Origin of the sequence: Halobacillus sp. ACCC02827 (assembly GCF_030291935.1) — a bacterium.
Taxonomy (GTDB): Bacteria; Bacillota; Bacilli; order Bacillales; family Halobacillaceae; genus Halobacillus.
The window spans coordinates 3,649,501-3,665,931 of sequence record NZ_CP128168.1 but is presented as its reverse complement, the minus strand read 5'-3'; the positions used below and the strand labels follow the sequence as shown (position 1 = coordinate 3,665,931).

The 16,431-nt window shown below is 49.2% G+C and carries 19 protein-coding genes; 16 read left to right on the top strand and 3 right to left on the bottom strand.

Annotated features, from left to right (window positions below; translation table 11 throughout):
• Positions 1-30: 30 nt before the first annotated feature.
• The 8 genes from QRD89_RS19145 to QRD89_RS19110 all read left to right on the top strand — a co-directional run bounded on the left by QRD89_RS19145 (position 31) and on the right by QRD89_RS19110 (position 7,063).
• Positions 31-900, top strand: a complete 870-nt coding sequence (locus QRD89_RS19145) for an ABC transporter ATP-binding protein (RefSeq protein ID WP_286096072.1) — start codon at positions 31-33, stop codon at positions 898-900.
• On the top strand, positions 884-1,624 hold the full coding sequence (locus QRD89_RS19140; RefSeq protein WP_286096071.1) for an ABC transporter permease: 741 nt from the start codon (positions 884-886) through the stop codon (positions 1,622-1,624). Before QRD89_RS19145 ends, QRD89_RS19140 begins: the two co-directional genes overlap by 17 nt.
• A gap of 5 nt (positions 1,625-1,629) precedes the next feature.
• The gene (locus QRD89_RS19135) at positions 1,630-2,715 is read left to right on the top strand and encodes a sensor histidine kinase (protein WP_241210940.1); all 1,086 of its coding nucleotides are present in this window, start codon (positions 1,630-1,632) and stop codon (positions 2,713-2,715) included.
• Between the two features lie 12 nt (positions 2,716-2,727).
• A complete protein-coding gene (locus QRD89_RS19130) occupies positions 2,728-3,336 on the top strand; it encodes a response regulator transcription factor (RefSeq protein ID WP_026577635.1) in 609 nt (202 codons plus the stop codon).
• Between the two features lie 375 nt (positions 3,337-3,711).
• Positions 3,712-4,575: a nucleoid occlusion protein gene (gene noc / locus QRD89_RS19125; protein ID WP_026577636.1), complete on the top strand. Its 864-nt coding sequence runs from the start codon at positions 3,712-3,714 to the stop codon at positions 4,573-4,575.
• 114 nt (positions 4,576-4,689) lie between these two features.
• On the top strand, positions 4,690-5,463 hold the full coding sequence (locus QRD89_RS19120; protein WP_026577637.1) for a ParA family protein: 774 nt from the start codon (positions 4,690-4,692) through the stop codon (positions 5,461-5,463).
• The gene (locus QRD89_RS19115) at positions 5,444-6,292 is read left to right on the top strand and encodes a ParB/RepB/Spo0J family partition protein (RefSeq protein WP_026577638.1); all 849 of its coding nucleotides are present in this window, start codon (positions 5,444-5,446) and stop codon (positions 6,290-6,292) included. The genes QRD89_RS19120 and QRD89_RS19115 overlap by 20 nt, the downstream gene beginning before the upstream one ends.
• Positions 6,293-6,358: 66 nt before the next feature.
• Complete coding sequence (locus QRD89_RS19110; protein ID WP_026577639.1) at positions 6,359-7,063, top strand: DUF554 domain-containing protein; 705 nt, start codon at positions 6,359-6,361, stop codon at positions 7,061-7,063.
• A gap of 150 nt (positions 7,064-7,213) precedes the next feature.
• On the opposite strand, the gene yyaC is transcribed toward QRD89_RS19110, so the two are convergent.
• On the bottom strand, positions 7,214-7,840 hold the full coding sequence (gene yyaC, locus QRD89_RS19105; protein ID WP_008636576.1) for a spore protease YyaC: 627 nt from the start codon (positions 7,838-7,840) through the stop codon (positions 7,214-7,216).
• An 89-nt stretch (positions 7,841-7,929) separates the two neighbouring features.
• On the opposite strand from yyaC, the gene QRD89_RS19100 reads away from it, so the two are divergent.
• From QRD89_RS19100 to rpsR, 7 genes are all read left to right on the top strand, one after another.
• Positions 7,930-8,949 carry a YkvI family membrane protein gene (locus QRD89_RS19100; RefSeq protein WP_008636578.1) on the top strand — a complete coding sequence of 340 codons (1,020 nt, stop codon included), beginning with the start codon at positions 7,930-7,932 and terminating at the stop codon, positions 8,947-8,949.
• Between the two features lie 49 nt (positions 8,950-8,998).
• Positions 8,999-9,904, top strand: coding sequence for a mechanosensitive ion channel family protein (locus QRD89_RS19095; protein WP_008636581.1), 906 nt, complete (start codon positions 8,999-9,001; stop codon positions 9,902-9,904).
• A 15-nt stretch (positions 9,905-9,919) separates the two neighbouring features.
• Positions 9,920-10,114, top strand: a complete 195-nt coding sequence (locus tag QRD89_RS19090) for a DUF951 domain-containing protein (protein WP_008636583.1) — start codon at positions 9,920-9,922, stop codon at positions 10,112-10,114.
• Between the two features lie 245 nt (positions 10,115-10,359).
• Positions 10,360-11,457, top strand: coding sequence for a redox-regulated ATPase YchF (gene ychF / locus QRD89_RS19085; RefSeq protein WP_008636585.1), 1,098 nt, complete (start codon positions 10,360-10,362; stop codon positions 11,455-11,457).
• Positions 11,458-11,591: 134 nt separating this feature from the next.
• Positions 11,592-11,885 (top strand): 30S ribosomal protein S6, encoded by a 294-nt coding sequence (gene rpsF / locus QRD89_RS19080; protein ID WP_008636603.1) that lies wholly within the window; start codon positions 11,592-11,594, stop codon positions 11,883-11,885.
• A gap of 12 nt (positions 11,886-11,897) precedes the next feature.
• Positions 11,898-12,386, top strand: a complete 489-nt coding sequence (gene ssb / locus QRD89_RS19075) for a single-stranded DNA-binding protein (protein WP_008636605.1) — start codon at positions 11,898-11,900, stop codon at positions 12,384-12,386.
• Between the two features lie 20 nt (positions 12,387-12,406).
• Entirely contained in the window at positions 12,407-12,634 is a 228-nt protein-coding gene (gene rpsR / locus QRD89_RS19070) for a 30S ribosomal protein S18 (protein WP_008636608.1), read from the top strand.
• 213 nt (positions 12,635-12,847) lie between these two features.
• Here the strand turns inward: rpsR and QRD89_RS19065 are convergent, their stop codons facing one another.
• Complete coding sequence (locus QRD89_RS19065; protein WP_008636610.1) at positions 12,848-13,288, bottom strand: Rrf2 family transcriptional regulator; 441 nt, start codon at positions 13,286-13,288, stop codon at positions 12,848-12,850.
• A 171-nt stretch (positions 13,289-13,459) separates the two neighbouring features.
• Here QRD89_RS19065 and hmpA point away from each other — a divergent pair, with 171 nt between their 5' ends.
• Positions 13,460-14,677 carry an NO-inducible flavohemoprotein gene (gene hmpA, locus QRD89_RS19060; RefSeq protein ID WP_286096070.1) on the top strand — a complete coding sequence of 406 codons (1,218 nt, stop codon included), beginning with the start codon at positions 13,460-13,462 and terminating at the stop codon, positions 14,675-14,677.
• A 63-nt stretch (positions 14,678-14,740) separates the two neighbouring features.
• On the opposite strand, the gene QRD89_RS19055 is transcribed toward hmpA, so the two are convergent.
• Positions 14,741-16,405 carry a peptide ABC transporter substrate-binding protein gene (locus QRD89_RS19055; RefSeq protein ID WP_008636614.1) on the bottom strand — a complete coding sequence of 555 codons (1,665 nt, stop codon included), beginning with the start codon at positions 16,403-16,405 and terminating at the stop codon, positions 14,741-14,743.
• Positions 16,406-16,431: the final 26 nt, after the last annotated feature.

Here is a 16,431-nt window from a genome sequence, read left to right as displayed (position 1 = left end):
TAACGAAAGACCTGGAAAGGAAGAGGCGGGATGTTGAAGCTATCGAATGTAACGAAGAAATATGGAAAAACGACGGCGCTGGATGACGTATCCATGGAACTTTCGGAGGGGGAATGTGTCCTGCTTCTCGGTGCGAACGGGGCTGGGAAAACGACGCTGCTCCAATGGATCATGGGCAATATCCGTGCAGAGAGCGGAAGGTTCGACTGGAGCGATGGAACCCGGCAGGTCGGTTATGTCCTGCAGGATGCTTCGCTGATGGATCGTGTCACGATAAAAGAACTCATCCAGTTCACAAGGAAGATGTATCCGGATCCGCTGTCGTATGAAGAGGTGCTCCAATTGTCCGGTTTGACGGAGCAAGCGAAGGTGAAGACAGACCATCTCAGTATCGGCCAGAAGCGGAAGCTGATCTTCGCTCTTGCTCTTGTCGGTCGTCCGAAGCTCTTGATCATGGATGAACCGACAGCGGGGATGGACGTGTCGGCAAGAAAGCATGTGTATGAACAGATCCGACAGTTGAAACAGCAGGGAATGACGATTCTGATGACGACACATTTGCTGCAGGAAGCATCCTTGCTTGGAGATCGTGTGCTGTTTATGGAAAAGGGCCGGCTCAAATCCGACCAAACCGTATCTGATATCGAACAGACGCACTCCTGGATCCGGTTCGACTTAAGCGGATCAACGCCGCGAGACTTATTGGAAGGCGCCGGATTTCAGAGAAACGGCCTGACATTACGGTGGGAGCTCAAGACGGACCGATCGGACGAATGGATTACATGGCTCGTCCGGGAGGCGGTGCCCTTCCGGAATTTGACGGTAGAGAAGCATACAGTCGAACATTTTTATGAAGAATTGCTCGGAAAGGAAGGAATTCACAATGAAAACATGGTATAACGTTATGAAGATTGAGCTTTTACGTATGGGAAGAAATCCGTATTTCATTATATTCTCAATGTTGATGCCGCTTGTATTCTATGCGATATACACACAGACGGTCGATGATACAGTGATGATCGACGGAACGGAGTGGAAAGCGTACTTTCTCGTCTCGATGACCTGCTTCAGCATGATGAGTGCCTCGGTGACGACAATGGGGATTCAGCTGCTTCATGACCGGAGACAGCCGTGGATGTCATGGGTGAAGTCGCTTCCGATGAAGCATTGGCAGTATTTCCTTGGAAGACTCTCTGCTTTGATGGTATTGAACCTGGCCGTCATTCTGTTTATGTTTATCATCGTTGCGAACTGGAAGGATATCGATTTGGGTTTCTATACGTGGGTTAAAATCGTTGCATGGGTGTGGCTTGCGATCCTTCCGTTCCTGGCACTTGGAACGTGGGTGTCTGTCTTCAAAACAGCGGAGACGGCGGCCGGGTTCGCTAACTTGATTACACTTGGACTCGCGATCATCGGCGGCCTGTGGATGCCGCTCCGCCAGCTTCCGGTCTTCGTCAGGGAGGTCGGTGCGTGGACGCCGGGGCACCTGTATGCGGACGGGGCATGGTCGATCCTTGCAGGAGAATCGATATCCGCTTTGACAATTATTGTGCTGGCCGGCTACTTCCTCTTTTTCCTCACGGGATCCTTGTGGACGTACCGCCGTTTTCAGGAAGGATGAATGTCATGAGATTGTTTCCGGAAAAATACGGGCGTGCCCCGTTGTTCTGGCTGATTTATATGCTTGTTCCGCTTATTGCATTGATAGCCACGGGTGGCTGGGAGGGAGGCTTCGGCCTTCTTCTTTTGCTTGTCTTCTTCCTTATGTTCCGGGATATGTACTGGCATCCTTCCCGGGCTTTCTTTGACGCTCTCGGTATGACGGCACTTCTTGCTGTGCTGCTCTTCTTCTTTCATGAGACATTCATTTATTTATCGATTTATACGACTTATTCGCTGTATTTCATCCATAAGCGCTGGAAGATCATTGTCGTGTATATGCTTGCTCCGCTTTTATTCTTTGAATTATATATGCTGACTCTGTATTCGTCGCGAGTCATCGATTTCTCCACTATTGTAGCTGCTATGATTCTTGTTGCGGCCATTCCAGTCGGGATCCGGAACGAGGTCAAATCGTGGAATATGAAAGAGCAGCTCTCGAAAGCGAATCGACGCATCGAAGAGCTCGTCAAGCAGCAGGAACGGGAACGAATCGGGCGCGATCTGCACGATACGGTCGGCCAGACGCTGTCGATGATTACATTGAAAAGCGACATTGCCAGGCGCTCTCTGCCTGATAAAATCGAACAGGCAGAGAGAGAAATCAAGGAAATCCACACGATTTCACGTACTGTTCTGAACCAGATCAGGGAGATCGTTTCTGATTTGAAGCAGCTGTCGTTCCGGGAAGAGCTGATCCACGCAGAAAAGCTTTTGCGGGAAATGGAAATGGAAGCGGTCGTTGATGCTCCTGTTCCTGTCCATGGTTTGAATCCGCTCTATGAGAATATCCTCGCCTACAGTCTGCGGGAAAGCATCACCAACGTGATCCGTCACAGCTTCGCGAGCAGATGTACGATCCGCGTGGAAGATTTACCGGAAGAAGTGCGGATGACGATCAGCGATGACGGAATCGGGTTTAAGGGTGAGCCGGGAAACGGGTTGCTTGGGATGGAGGAGCGGCTGCATATGATCAGCGGCCGTATGAATATAGAATCCGCCAAACAGCGCGGGACCGTGTTGGTCGTTCATGTGCCGAAAGTTCAAAAATAAGGAGGAATGCGTATGCTTTCGATCATTATCGCAGAGGATCAGACGATGCTCCGCAGTGCGCTGCGGACGCTGCTTAGTATGGAAGCCGATTTCGAAGTGATCGGAGAGGCTGCCGATGGCAGAGAGGCGCTCCGATTGATGGAGACGAAGCGGCCGGATATCGCCCTGCTCGACATCGAAATGCCGCTGATGACGGGAGTCGAAGTCCTGAAAGAGGCGAAAGCTAATGGTCTGGAGACGAAGATCCTAATTCTGACGACGTTTTCCAAACGGGGGTACTTGGAGGATGCCTGGAAAGAAAAGGTCGATGGGTATTTATTAAAGGATACCCCGAGTGAGGAACTGGCCGATTACATCCGTCAGGTGATGAACGGAAAGCAGGTCATCAGTCCGGAGTTGATCCATCAGATGTTTACGACGGAAGCGTCGCCTCTCAACGACCGGGAAGAGGAGATTCTCCGTTGTGTGGAGAAAGGCTGCAGCACGAAGCAGATCAGCGAATCTTTGTATTTATCAAGCGGCACCGTCCGGAATTATTTATCGGAAATCATGAGCAAGCTGGATGCGCAGAACAGGACGGAAGCAGCCTTCATCGCAAGACGAAAAGGATGGCTGGACTAAAGAAGCACATGTAGGGCGTTTTGCGCATTTTCGCCCGGAGGCATTCCAAGATTACGTTCCGGATGTTAAATTCATAGGGTTAAAGAAAATATATCGACGGTTTTTGCCATCATCAGCCAACGATGGGATGCGTGGAAACCGCGAAAAATAACCCTTTCCGTAGTGATCGATGGGAGAATTCGACAAAGGAGTCACACAATTCTTCCACCTTCTCGATACTTTTACGGAAGCAAATATGATAAAATGTAGGAAAGAAATGAAAAACGGCATACGTACGCGCAGCAGCCAACAAGCCTGCGGCGCTTTTTATATTTCAAAATACAGCAATCTATGATGAAATGCGTATGCTCGATCGTATAAAGGTGGTGTCTGATCGTGTTACATCCTTTTGGTCGTTTATTCGGGCTAGGGGACAAACCGGATTCGGATAAAGGCAGCAATGAAGAAGAAGGCTACAGTCCCGATGAAGTTGTGCAGGTTCCGGTCGAACGTGTACAGCCGAACCGTTACCAACCTCGAGCGATATTTAACAACGAGAAGATTAGCGAACTCGCCCAGACGATACATACGCATGGGATGATTCAGCCGATCGTTCTTCGTCGGTTAAACGAAGAAGATTATGAACTGATCGCCGGTGAACGCAGATGGCGGGCCGTCCAGTCGCTCGGCTGGGAAGAGGTTCCTGCGATCATCCGTGAGATGAATGATTCCCAGACGGCATCGGTGGCCCTTATCGAAAACCTGCAGCGGGAAGAGTTAACGGTCATTGAAGAAGCGGTAGCGTACGCACGTCTGATTGAACTGCAGGAACTGACACAGGAAGCGCTGGCTCAACGATTAGGTAAGAGTCAGTCGACGATTGCGAATAAGATGCGGTTGTTAAAGCTTCCGGAAGTCGTACAGCAGGCTGTCATGGATAAGCAGATTACGGAACGGCATGCGCGCGCCCTGATCGGATTGAAAGATCCGGAACTTCAGGAAAAGATGCTTGCCGAAATCATTGAGAAACAGTTGAACGTGAAACAGACGGAAGAACGGATCGCCAAATGGATGGATCCGAAACCGAAGAAGAAGAAACCGAGGATGAAAGGTGTCAACAAGGATATGCGGATCGCGATGAATACGATTCGACAGTCTTTGACGATGGTGACAGATACCGGCATCGATCTCGAAACGGACGAAGAAGATCATGATGACTATTATCAGATCACAATTAAAATACCGAAAAAGAAACCATGATCGTACGGGGACCCATCTTGACGCTTAGTGAAGATGGGATTTTTTTAAGTCCTTCTGCCTATGTCTGCTAATAAATGGTAAGATGAAAGAAAAGCGAAAGAGGCAGGTGACACCATGGGTAGAGTGATTTCCATCGCTAACCAGAAGGGCGGCGTCGGGAAAACGACGACGGCGGTCAATGTCAGTGCAGGGCTGGCGCATCTTGACTATAAGGTTCTGCTTGTCGATATCGATCCTCAAGGCAACGCTACAAGCGGTGTCGGTGTAGAAAAAGGCGACCTCGACCACTGTATTTACAATATACTTGTCGACGATCTGGATCCTGCACGTGTCAGGACATCCACGCTTGCTCCACGTCTTGATATCATCCCCGCCACGATTCAGCTTGCGGGTGCAGAGATTGAGTTGGTCCCGATTATTTCCCGGGAAGTAAGACTGAAAAAAGCGATCGACCGCGTAAAAGATGAGTATGATTATGTCATCATCGACTGTCCCCCTTCTTTAGGGCTGCTGACGTTGAATGCTTTGACGGCCTCCGATTCTGTCCTTATTCCGGTGCAGTGCGAATATTATGCGTTGGAAGGGCTGAGCCAATTGCTCAACACGATCCGCCTCGTCCAAAAGCATCTGAATAAGCGGCTTATGATCGAGGGGGTCCTTTTGACGATGTTGGATGCCCGTACCAACCTGGGTATAGAAGTGATTGAAGAAGTGAAGAAATATTTTCGGGAGAAAGTCTATCGGTCTATCATCCCGCGCAATGTCCGGCTGAGTGAAGCTCCGAGCCACGGACGTCCGGTGATCCTCTATGATGCCAAAGCCAAGGGAGCAGAAGTCTATCTAGAATTAGCGAAGGAAGTGATCATAAATGGAGAGAGGGTTAGGTAAAGGTCTTGACGCTTTAATTACCAACACAGAGAACATCGATGACAAACAACTAGAAACGATTGCGATTAAAGATTGCCGTCCCAACCCTTATCAGCCCAGGAAGTATTTCGATGATGAAAGCTTAAGCGGGTTGAAACAATCCATTGAAGAACACGGAATTCTTCAGCCTCTTGTCGTGAGGCAGAGTATTAAAGGCTACGAGATCGTGGTCGGAGAACGCCGGTATCGTGCAGCGAAACTTGCCGAACTGGAGACGATCCCTGCGATCATCCAGCCGTTGACGGATGAGCAGATGATGGAACTTGCCCTCTTGGAAAACCTGCAGCGGGAAGATTTGACGCCGATCGAGGAAGCGAAATCCTACGAGCAATTGATCAGAGAACTCGATGTCACACAGGAGATGCTTGCGAATCGTCTTGGGAAAAGCAGGTCTCATATAGCGAATCTGATTCGTCTGCTCGCACTTCCGCGACAGGTGACGGCGAAGATTAATGACGGAACGTTGTCCATGGGGCACGGACGGGCTCTGCTGGGATTGAAAGACAAAGATGTCCAGTTAAAGCTCGTTGATAGAATCGAACGGGAATCGTTGAATGTCCGTCAGGTAGAGCAGATCATTCAGGAAATAAACCGAAACGGCAGGAAACAAAAGCCGAAGCAGGAAGCACAGGATATTTTCCTGAGGGAGCAGGAGACCTCCTTGAAGGAACGTCTCGGTACCGGGGTAAAGATCCATAAAGGCAAGCGTAAAGGGAAGATTGAGATCGAATTCATGAATGAAGACGATTTAGAGCGGATTTTAGCATATTTTGATAAAGAAAAAGAGTGAAGGCAGGAAAAGGAGGTCACCCGGCCTCTTCTTTTTTTGTGAAAAAACAACATTGGAGAGAATGTCATGGTTTTACTTGGTACTTTAATCAATGGTTTATGTATTCTTGTCGGAACCTTGCTGGGATTGGTCTTTACTAGGATTCCGGAACGTTTTAAAGAAACGGTCATGTCGGGAGTCGGACTGGCGGTGCTGCTCATCGGGATTCAAATGGCGCTGGAGTCGGATGATATCGTCATCGTCCTATTGAGTATTCTGAGCGGGGCACTGATCGGGGAAGGCCTGCAGCTGGAATCAAGGCTTGAATATATCGGACGCTGGATCGAACGGAAATTCGCAAATCCGGAACAAACGGTGAGCATCGCCCAAGGGTTCGTGTCGGCTTCGCTTATTTTCGTCATCGGTGCGATGGCCGTCGTCGGGGCTCTGGACAGCGGCCTGCGTAATGACCATGAAATATTGATTACGAAAGCGATTCTCGACGGGTTTATTTCTCTCGTCCTGACGTCGACACTCGGAATAGGGGTCTTGTTTTCCCTTTTTCCTGTCGTCCTGTACGAAGGATCGATTGCTCTTTTGGCGACACAAATTCAACGGTTTGTCCCTCAGGAGGTATTGGATACTTTCATCGTCGAGATGACGGCAACCGGCGGTTTGTTAATCGTGGCAATCGCTTTGAATATGCTGAAGCTGACGAAAATACGGGTAGCGAACCTGCTCCCTTCTCTAGGCACCGTCGGCCTGATTCTCGCGGTCGTTCACTGGTTCTAATACATATGTTCAAATCAACTTTTATCGGAATCGAACGTTTCCGCCTAGATATAAACGTCCCCCCTATACTGGAATGGTCCTTCCACCAATAGGTTCAAGCAAGACAAGGATGAAAAGCCCCAACCACATTGGTTGGGGCTTTTTTTATGTTCAGCGGATTTCCTTTTTCATCGGGTTGATGTTCGTTGTGAACGGGTGATAGGGTGATGTTTCTAATTGGTTCTGTCTGCGCTTCGCGTCCGTCAGCTGAAGGGCTGCCGCTACTTTTGCTGCCATCTGCATGACAATGTGCAGCCGTGTATTCTGCAGGACGACGTGCTCCATGAATCCACTGACATTGACCATGCCGCTGATATGCATATGGCCGACCGGAGGCAGATCCTTCTTTAAGGCCGAACCGGGTGTCAGGGAACCTTTGCCGAGAACGACAGATCCGACAGACGCTGATTTACCAAGGCAGGCATCGACGGCCAGGATATAGGGGTGATGGTGGGTCTTGCTGATCCACGTCAGCCGCTCTTTTAAGTTGAGGGCATGTAGCGGTTCTTCGAGCGTACCGTAAATATGGAAGGTTTCCAGATTCTGATCATTCAGCATCGAGCCGACGAGCGGACCGAAGGCATCTCCTGTGGAGCGGTCGGTTCCGATACAGGCGATGACGATTTCCTGAGAGGACGGAAGCCAATCGTTCAGGTAGGTGGCTAACGTATCGCTCATGGCCGGATCGTCGGTGCTGACACGTTTCTCTTCTTTGGAAAACTTGTCCTTGAAATTCATAGCTTCTCCTCCAGACACATAGTAGTAACAGTATATAAGGTTGTCCGTCGTTCTATACGTGACAAATACATAGAGGTGGAGGAACCGTCATGATAAAAGCAGGTATCAAGTGGATGTTCTTGATAGTAGGAACGATGATCGGTGCCGGGTATGCTTCCGGGAGGGAGCTCTGGCAATTTTTTGGACAAGACAGCAGCCTGGCCATCCTGTTGTTCGCTCTCATGTTCATCTTCTGTTGTGTGGCGATCATGGATATCAGCTTCAAGAAGCAGTCCGGCCATTATCTGCCGGTTCTCCGGGCCATCGTCGGAAAGCATTTGACCGGGGTGTACGATTGGATGATCATCATCTATCTGTTCACGACGACTGTCATCATGCTGGCAGGATCTGGTGCGACGTGGCAGGCATTCCATTTCCCTTACAAGTTCGGGGTGCTCATTATCATCCTTCCACTCATTCTCTTGTTCGTGTGGGATGTCAAAGGGATCGTACTCGTCAACAGCTTCGTGCTTCCCCTTTTGATTGCGGGGTTGTTGTTCGTTCTGATTCTGTTCATCAGCGACCAGCATCTGTCTCTGTTCGGTCATGTGATGGAGAACAGTAATTGGATGGCGGCATTTCCATTCACCGCGCTGAATATCCTGCCGCTCATCGCCGTGCTCGGGGCGATCGGCAATCAAGTGAAGCGCAGAGGGGAAATATGGGTGGCAAGCGTCGGGAGCGGTGTCATTCTGGGTGTTGTATCCTATCTCTATAACAACAGTCTCATCCAAATTGCGGAGGACATCATTTTGTATGAGATACCTCTATTTGCGATTTTGAAACATTATCCGTATGCTATGATGCTCTTCATGTCCCTGATGCTGTGGATCGCCATCTTTACGACAGCCGCTTCCGGAACGCTCGGGCTCGTCACACGATTTCGTGAATACGTCCGGCAGCCGCTTTGGATTCTGGCTATGGGAGTGATTGCGGTAATGCTCCCATTCACATCGTTCGGCTTCTCCACGTTGATTGAATATTTGTACCCTCTATATGGCATTCTGAATTTATATGTGCTTGCCTCTCTTCTCTTATACCCGATTCTTTCCCGATTCAAAATTCGGTGAAAACCTGTTAAAATGAATGTCATATTCATGTCGTACAGGAGGGGACAGGGTGAGCAATCCCGCAACAGTTGTAGAAGATGCGAAAACGAAATGGGATGAGGTTGTTGAGTATGTAACCGGGCCGGATTTATGGATGACGATTGCACTCGGAGCGTTACAGATCGTTCTTATTCTGCTTGTCGCTTTTTTGGTCATTCGTATAGGAAGAAAAGTGGTGACGAGGTTCTTTACCAATCAACGGAGAGGGCCTTTCCAAATTACCCAGCGCCGGGAAGCGACGCTGAACAAATTGATTTTGAACACGTTGTCGTATGTGGTGTACTTCATCGCTTTCGTCATGATTCTGGATACGTTCTCGCTGAACGTCGGGGCATTGCTTGCCGGTGCCGGGGTCGCCGGTCTCGCCATCGGTTTTGGCGCACAGAACCTTGTCCGGGATATCATTTCCGGCTTCTTCATCATTTTCGAAGATCAGTTCTCTGTCGGGGATTATATCCAGACGTCCGGAGTGGAAGGCTTTGTAGAAGAAGTGGGTCTTCGTACTTGTAAAGTGAAAGCCTGGACGGGTGAAGTACATATTCTTCCGAACGGAAATGTGACACAGGTGACGAACTACTCGATTCACAACAGCATTGCTGTCGTCGATGTCGGTATCGCTTATGAACAAGACATTGACAGAGCGGAGAAAGTGATTCTCGAGCTGTTGGAAGAAATGCCGGAGCGCTATGATTCCATGATCGGAGTGCCGCAGCTTCTCGGTGTCCAGAACTTCGGAGCGTCCGACGTCGTTATGCGTATCATCAGTGAAGTGAATCCTATGGAGCACTGGGTAATTGCCCGTGCGATGCGTAAAGAAATAAAGGCACGCCTCGATGAAAGAGGAATCGAGATTCCGTTCCCCCGCATGGTCATGTACTCTCGTGACGAGAACGAAGAACGTAAGGAAGAAGAATAAGAGGAGGAAGTTCCCTTGGCGGAGAAAAATTATGAACTGAATGACGTCGTTCAAATGAAGAAGCCCCATCCATGCGGAGAAAACCGCTGGAAGATCATCCGGATGGGTGCGGATATCCGGATCAAATGTGAAGGCTGCGGCCACAGTGTGCTCGTCCCGCGCCGCAAGTTTGAAACGAAGCTGAAGAAAGTTTTGGAAACAGCAGAATGACGTGAAACCCTCCTTTGTTTTAGGAGGGTTTCTTCTCGGTTCGGGATCGGTAGTGGATGATGAACTTTCATTTTCTGATATGAATTGTTCCCGACTGCTGATTTTCCTTTCACGAATATGGTAAGAATGAAGAGAGAATAACGCCTGATTACGGAATAGCACCGGTTGTTATTTTCAGGTACAAAATCTATAATTGAAATGACTAACATGCATGTATGTAAATCCTTAAGGAGTGAAAGTCTTATATGGCACTAACAGCAGGAATCGTAGGTTTGCCGAACGTAGGGAAATCTACGTTATTTAACGCAATAACACAAGCGGGAGCATTGTCCGCCAACTATCCGTTCGCTACCATCGACCCGAACGTCGGGATCGTAGAAGTTCCGGATGAGCGGCTGGACAAGCTGACAGAGCTTGTAAATCCGAAGAAGACCGTTCCGACAGCGTTTGAATTCACGGATATCGCCGGTATCGTCAAAGGCGCAAGTAAAGGTGAAGGACTTGGAAACCAATTCCTTTCCCACATTCGTCAGGTGGATGCCATTTGTCACGTCGTCCGCGCTTTCGAAGATGAGAACATCACCCACGTATCCGGCCAGGTCGATCCGATCACCGATATCGAAACGATCAACCTGGAGCTTATCCTTGCCGATCTTGAAACCGTCACGAAGCGTCTGGACCGCGTCGCGAAACTTGCCCGTCAGAAGGACAAGGATGCCGTAGCGGAGCAGGCGGTATTGGAGACGTTGAGAGAAGCATTGGAAGACGAAACGCCGGCCCGTGCCGTCGAATTCGGCACAGACCAGCAGAAGATCGTAAAAGGTCTGCACTTGTTGACGGCGAAACCGATCCTTTATGTCGCGAATGTAAGCGAAGAGGAAATCGGGGAAGGCGACAACGATAAGGTCAAACAAATCCGCGAGTTCGCAGCGAAAGAAAACGCGGAAGTCATCGTTGTTTGTGCGAAAATCGAATCAGAGATCGCCGAACTGGACGGCGACGAAAAAGAAGAATTTCTGGAGGATCTCGGAATTGCAGAGTCCGGCCTCGATCAGCTGATCAAAGCGACTTACAACCTTCTGGGTCTTGCAACGTACTTCACAGCCGGGGAGCAGGAAGTCCGTGCCTGGACGTTCAAAGAAGGCATGACAGCCCCTCAAGCAGCAGGAATCATCCACACGGACTTTGAGCGCGGGTTCATCCGTGCCGAGACGGTGTCTTATGATGACCTGATGGAAGCGGGTTCGATGGGGGCAGCACGCGACCGTGGACGCGTTCGTCTGGAAGGAAAAGAGTATATCGTCCGTGACGGGGATGTCATCCATTTCCGTTTCAACGTGTAAGCGCACGAGCTTTCGCCGAAGGCTTGTAAATGAGGGACAAGTTTGTTACAATACTATATTGTGAGTAATTATTGATTACTCCTTGCCCCTTCGATAGAGAAGGAGCCGTCAAGTCCATAAGGAGGTGAAAACGGATGAACAGAAAATACGAAATCATGTATATCATCCGCCCAGACATCGAGGAGGAAGCTAAAACGGCTGTCAAAGATCGTTTCAGCGCAATCCTAACTGATAACGGTGCGGAGATCGAACAAGTTAAAGAAATCGGTAAGCGTCGTCTTGCCTATGAAATTAACGACCACCGTGATGGTATCTATGTAACGATTGATTTCGCTGGTACGAGCGAAGCAATCAACGAATTCGACCGTCAAGCGAAGTTCACGGATGATATTATCCGCCACATCGCTGTACGCGAAGATGACAAATAAGGAGTGGTTCTGATGTTAAATCGTGTCGTATTAGCCGGCAGATTGACGAAGGATCCTGATTTACGCTATACGCCGAACGGAGTAGCTGTCGCCAACTTCACTGTCGCTGTAAACCGTCCTTTTTCCAACAACCAGGGAGATCGCGACGCCGATTTCATCAACTGTGTCGTTTGGAGACGTCCAGCAGAAAACCTGGCTAACTTTATGAGTAAAGGAAGCCTTATAGGTGTTGATGGACGCATACAGACAAGAAGCTTCGACAACCAAGAAGGTAAGCGTGTATTCGTTACAGAAGTTGTTGCAGACAGCGTACAGTTCCTAGAATCCAAAGGTGCTTCCCAAGGCGGAGGAAACCGTGGAGGTTCAGGATTCCAACCAAATCAGAATCAACAACCATCAGGAAACAACTTCGGTTCTAACAACAACAACCAACGAAACGATGACCCATTCGCAGATAATGGGGAACCTATCGATATATCAGATGACGATCTACCATTCTAATGAGAAAGGAGTGAATGCACATGGCACGTCGTGGACGCGGTAAACGTAAAAAGGTGTGTTTCTTCACAGCTAACGGAATTACACACATCGACTATAAAGATGTTGATTTGCTGAAACGTTTCATCTCTGATCGTGGAAAAATTCTTCCTCGTCGAGTAACTGGAACTTCTGCTAAATACCAACGTAAATTGACAAAAGCGATCAAACGCTCTCGTCAAATGGCTCTACTTCCATACACTACTGAATAAGTGGATGGGTAGCGTCGGTGGAAACCCCGGAATCTTTCTTAGATTCCGGGGTTTCTTTTTCGTTTCCAGGGAAAGGGGTTTCTTCCCCTCATCTATTGCTGACTTTGGGTGATTATTTTCTTTCCCAATTCTATTTCTCGAAAGCTCATAAAAAAACCACGACAGCCATTGTCGTGGTTTTTTTATGGAATCGTCAGGTCGTCCGCCTGCTGATTATCCGTTCAACCCCATATAGTCACGGAGTTCTTCTTTGTTTGTCAGCAGGTCTTCGAGTGTGTACCCTTCCAGTACGGCAAGGAATGCGCGTAATGCTTCGTGGAGGGCGTGCTTCAATTTGCAGGCGGGAGTGATGACACAGTAATTGGTGGCGCAGTCGAAGCATTCCAGTAGATGAAAGTCGTCTTCCATCGCGCGGACGACATCGCCGACGTTGATGTCTTTCGGTTCCCGGGCCAGCCGGATGCCGCCGGAGCGGCCCCGGAGTGTTTCAATCAGCTGCATCTTATTGAGCTCATGTATGATTTTAGCCAAATGGTTTTCTGAGATGTGGAAGACTTCGGAGATCTCTTTCTTTCGTGCGAGCTCTCCGTTCCTTTTCGATGCTGTGAAAATCAATACCCTTAAGGCATAGTCCGTGTACTTCTTTAGTCGCATCGTCGTAACCCTCATTTTCTGTTTTTTTCATGATACCATACTCCGTTTATAAAGTCTTAGGAATGAGACGTTCTCACAATTGTCATAAAAGATGTATTTTAAATATTGCTTTAAATTTTCTTCGTTTTATAATAAAGATGTATTAAAAATATATCTTTTGGAGGCTTTATTATGGTGACAAAGGCTGAAAAACCACTAGATGAAAAGACAGTACGGACGATTAAAGCGACGGTTCCTGTCCTGGCGGAGCATGGCGGTACGATTGCAGGCGTTTTCTACCGGAACCTCTTTCAAGAGCATCCGGAACTGAGAAACGTCTTCAATCAGACGCACCAAAAGGTCGGCGAGCAGCCGAAGGCTCTGGCGAATGCTGTGTACATGGCGGCAGCACACATCGATGAGTTGGAAACGATTCTGCCGATGGTCAAGCAGGTCGCGGAAAAGCACCGCAGCCTGCATGTGAAACCGGAGCACTATCCTGTTGTCGGCGAGCACCTGCTTGGCGCGATCAAAGAGGTGCTCGGTGACGGTGCGACAGAGGAGGTTCTAGGAGCCTGGGAGCGTGCTTACGGAGTCATTGCGAGTGTCTTCATTGATATCGAATCCGACCTCTATGAGCAGGTGGAGAATCAGCGTGGAGGCTGGAGCGGATATCGCACGTTCCGGATAGCGGAAAAGGTGAAGGAAAGTGACACAATCACTTCCTTCTACCTCCAACCCGTCGACGGTGGCGCCCTTCCACAGTTCAGGGCTGGTCAGTACGTGACGATCAAAGCGGACATCCCCGACCAGCCCGTCAGTCATTTGAGACAATACAGCTTATCCGATGCACCCGGAAACGATTATTTCCGCATCAGTGTGAAGCGAGATCGTGGCATAAACGGAAATCCTGCCGGAATTGTTTCCTGCTGGCTCCACGACAAGGTCGAAGCAGGCGATACGCTGCCGGTCAGTGCGCCTGCAGGTGATTTCACACTGGATGAAGAAGTGGAACGTCCGCTTGTGCTGATCAGTGGAGGAGTCGGTGTTACACCGCTTATGAGCATGTGGAAGGACGCGGTTCAACGTCAAAAGAATCGGGAGGTACATGTTATCCACGGAGCGAAGAACGGCGCCGTCCACGCCTTCCGTGACGACATGACAGCTCTTCCTGCTGCGTCTACGCATATCGTCTATTCCGAACCTCGAGCAGAAGAGGGAACGTTCGATCAATCAGGATACGTAGATAGAGCGTTTTTACAGGAGAAGGTGCCATCCGGTGCATCCGTGTATATCTGCGGCCCGGAAGGCTTCATGACAGCGGTGCATGAAGCGCTTGCTGCGATTGGTGTGAAGCATGAGCAGATTCACTATGAATTTTTCGGAACCACAGGGGTGCTGGAGGTCTGACCGATCTTCTATTTTGCCAAAGAAAAAAGCGGCCGGGGATTAAATTCCCTGCCGCTTTTTTGTTTATTCTTCTACATAGGCCCACTTAAATTCAAATTCAGGACCTGTTGCTGTGGAGTAGACTCCTTTGATCGATGGACGGAAGAGCTGTGCCTTCGCATCCTGGTAGATCGGAGCGACGGCTGCATCTTCTTCCAGAAGGAGGCGTTCCGCTTCCATGAATGCTTCGAAACGCTTATCCGGATCCTGGGCGAATTCATTGTTCGCTTGTTCGATGAGGCTGTCATACTCTTCACTGGAATAACCCATGTTGTTGTTCTGTCCGTCTGTCAGATACATGTTCAAGTACGTGTTCGGATCGACATAGTCCGGTCCCCACGTCGCTGCTTCCATTTCGAATTCTGCTTCGTTGTCACGGCGGACACGCTCTTTGAACGGCACTTCCATCACTTTAATCGTCAGGCCTTCCAAATTCTCTTCCAATTGGCCTTTGTAATAGGCAAGGGTATCTTTCGATGTACCTGTGTCATCTCCAAGCAGCTCGATTTCCACTGTGTCGGTGCCGAGTGCTTCCAAGCCCTTCTGCCAATGTTCCTTCGCTTTCTCGACGTTCGTCTCTACGAGGTCGCCCTGCGCTTCCCGGAAGTCTTCTTCACTGTCCGGCATCGATACGAAGTTCGATGGTACATATCCTTTGGCCGGCACGGATCCGTCATTCAAGATGACGTCGACAAGTCCCTGGCGGTCGATAGCCATGGAGATCGCTTTACGGACATCGGCGTTGGCCAATGCTTCGTTGTTATCCTGGTTGAACTTGAAGAAATATAAGTATGGTTTCTCGACGACCTGGAACGCTTCGTCCGAGCTGTATTGATCGACGAATTCGGCATTTAATTCGGTTTGATCGATTTCGCCGGATTCATATAAGTTGACGCCTGTGGAAACTTCTTTCACTACTTTTGCGTGGATCTTGTCCAACTGGACGGTATCGGCATCCCAATAGGAATCGCTCTTCTCAATCGTCCAGCCTTCGCCGTGGCTCCAGTCTGTCATTTCGAAAGGACCGTTCGAAATTGTGTACTCGGCCTCCGTTGCAAACTTGTCTCCCTGTTCTTCTACATACTTTTGGTTCAAAGGCATGAAGGTGATGAACACGGTCATCGATTCAAAGTATGGAACAGGCTTTTCCAATTTGACTTCCAATGTCTTATCATCGACCGCTGTCGCGCCGAGTTCTTCCGGCTCCATCTCTCCGTTGCTGATCTCCTGGGCGTTATCAATGATGCCGCCTAGGAAATAAGGGCCGTATTCGGATGCTGTATCCGGATCGACCGCCCGCTGCCAGGCGTAGACGAAGTCATTTGCCGTTACAGGATCGCCGTTCGACCACTCGGCATCACGCAGTTTAAATGTCCAAGTAAGTCCGTCTTCACTTACTTCAGAGTCTTCTGCCATCCCATCGACGAGCTGGCTATTTTCATCCAAGCGGTACAACCCTTCATAGGTTTCACCGGCCCATTGGAAACCGACGGAATCGGTGATCAAGGACGGGTCCATGCTTGGGATTTCACTTTTTGCTGTTACTGTAATCTCTTGTTCTCCGGAAGCAGATCCTTCATCGGATGTACTGTCCCCGTCTGATTCTGATGATGTCTCGCTGCCTCCACTACACGCTGCGAGTACAAGGACGAATAAGAGTGAAAATAAAACCCACCACTGTTTTCTCAAAAAGAACTCCCCCGTTTTCAAAGTTT

Coding starts and splice junctions, on each gene's coding strand:
- QRD89_RS19145 (WP_286096072.1), top strand. CDS start 31: ATGTTGAAGCTATCGAATGTAACGAAGAAATATGGAAAAACGACGGCG.
- QRD89_RS19140 (WP_286096071.1), top strand. CDS start 884: ATGAAAACATGGTATAACGTTATGAAGATTGAGCTTTTACGTATGGGA.
- QRD89_RS19135 (WP_241210940.1), top strand. CDS start 1,630: ATGAGATTGTTTCCGGAAAAATACGGGCGTGCCCCGTTGTTCTGGCTG.
- QRD89_RS19130 (WP_026577635.1), top strand. CDS start 2,728: ATGCTTTCGATCATTATCGCAGAGGATCAGACGATGCTCCGCAGTGCG.
- QRD89_RS19120 (WP_026577637.1), top strand. CDS start 4,690: ATGGGTAGAGTGATTTCCATCGCTAACCAGAAGGGCGGCGTCGGGAAA.
- QRD89_RS19115 (WP_026577638.1), top strand. CDS start 5,444: ATGGAGAGAGGGTTAGGTAAAGGTCTTGACGCTTTAATTACCAACACA.
- QRD89_RS19110 (WP_026577639.1), top strand. CDS start 6,359: ATGGTTTTACTTGGTACTTTAATCAATGGTTTATGTATTCTTGTCGGA.
- yyaC (WP_008636576.1), bottom strand. CDS start 7,840: ATGAATTTCAAGGACAAGTTTTCCAAAGAAGAGAAACGTGTCAGCACC.
- QRD89_RS19100 (WP_008636578.1), top strand. CDS start 7,930: ATGATAAAAGCAGGTATCAAGTGGATGTTCTTGATAGTAGGAACGATG.
- ychF (WP_008636585.1), top strand. CDS start 10,360: ATGGCACTAACAGCAGGAATCGTAGGTTTGCCGAACGTAGGGAAATCT.
- rpsF (WP_008636603.1), top strand. CDS start 11,592: ATGAACAGAAAATACGAAATCATGTATATCATCCGCCCAGACATCGAG.
- ssb (WP_008636605.1), top strand. CDS start 11,898: ATGTTAAATCGTGTCGTATTAGCCGGCAGATTGACGAAGGATCCTGAT.
- rpsR (WP_008636608.1), top strand. CDS start 12,407: ATGGCACGTCGTGGACGCGGTAAACGTAAAAAGGTGTGTTTCTTCACA.
- QRD89_RS19065 (WP_008636610.1), bottom strand. CDS start 13,288: ATGCGACTAAAGAAGTACACGGACTATGCCTTAAGGGTATTGATTTTC.
- hmpA (WP_286096070.1), top strand. CDS start 13,460: ATGGTGACAAAGGCTGAAAAACCACTAGATGAAAAGACAGTACGGACG.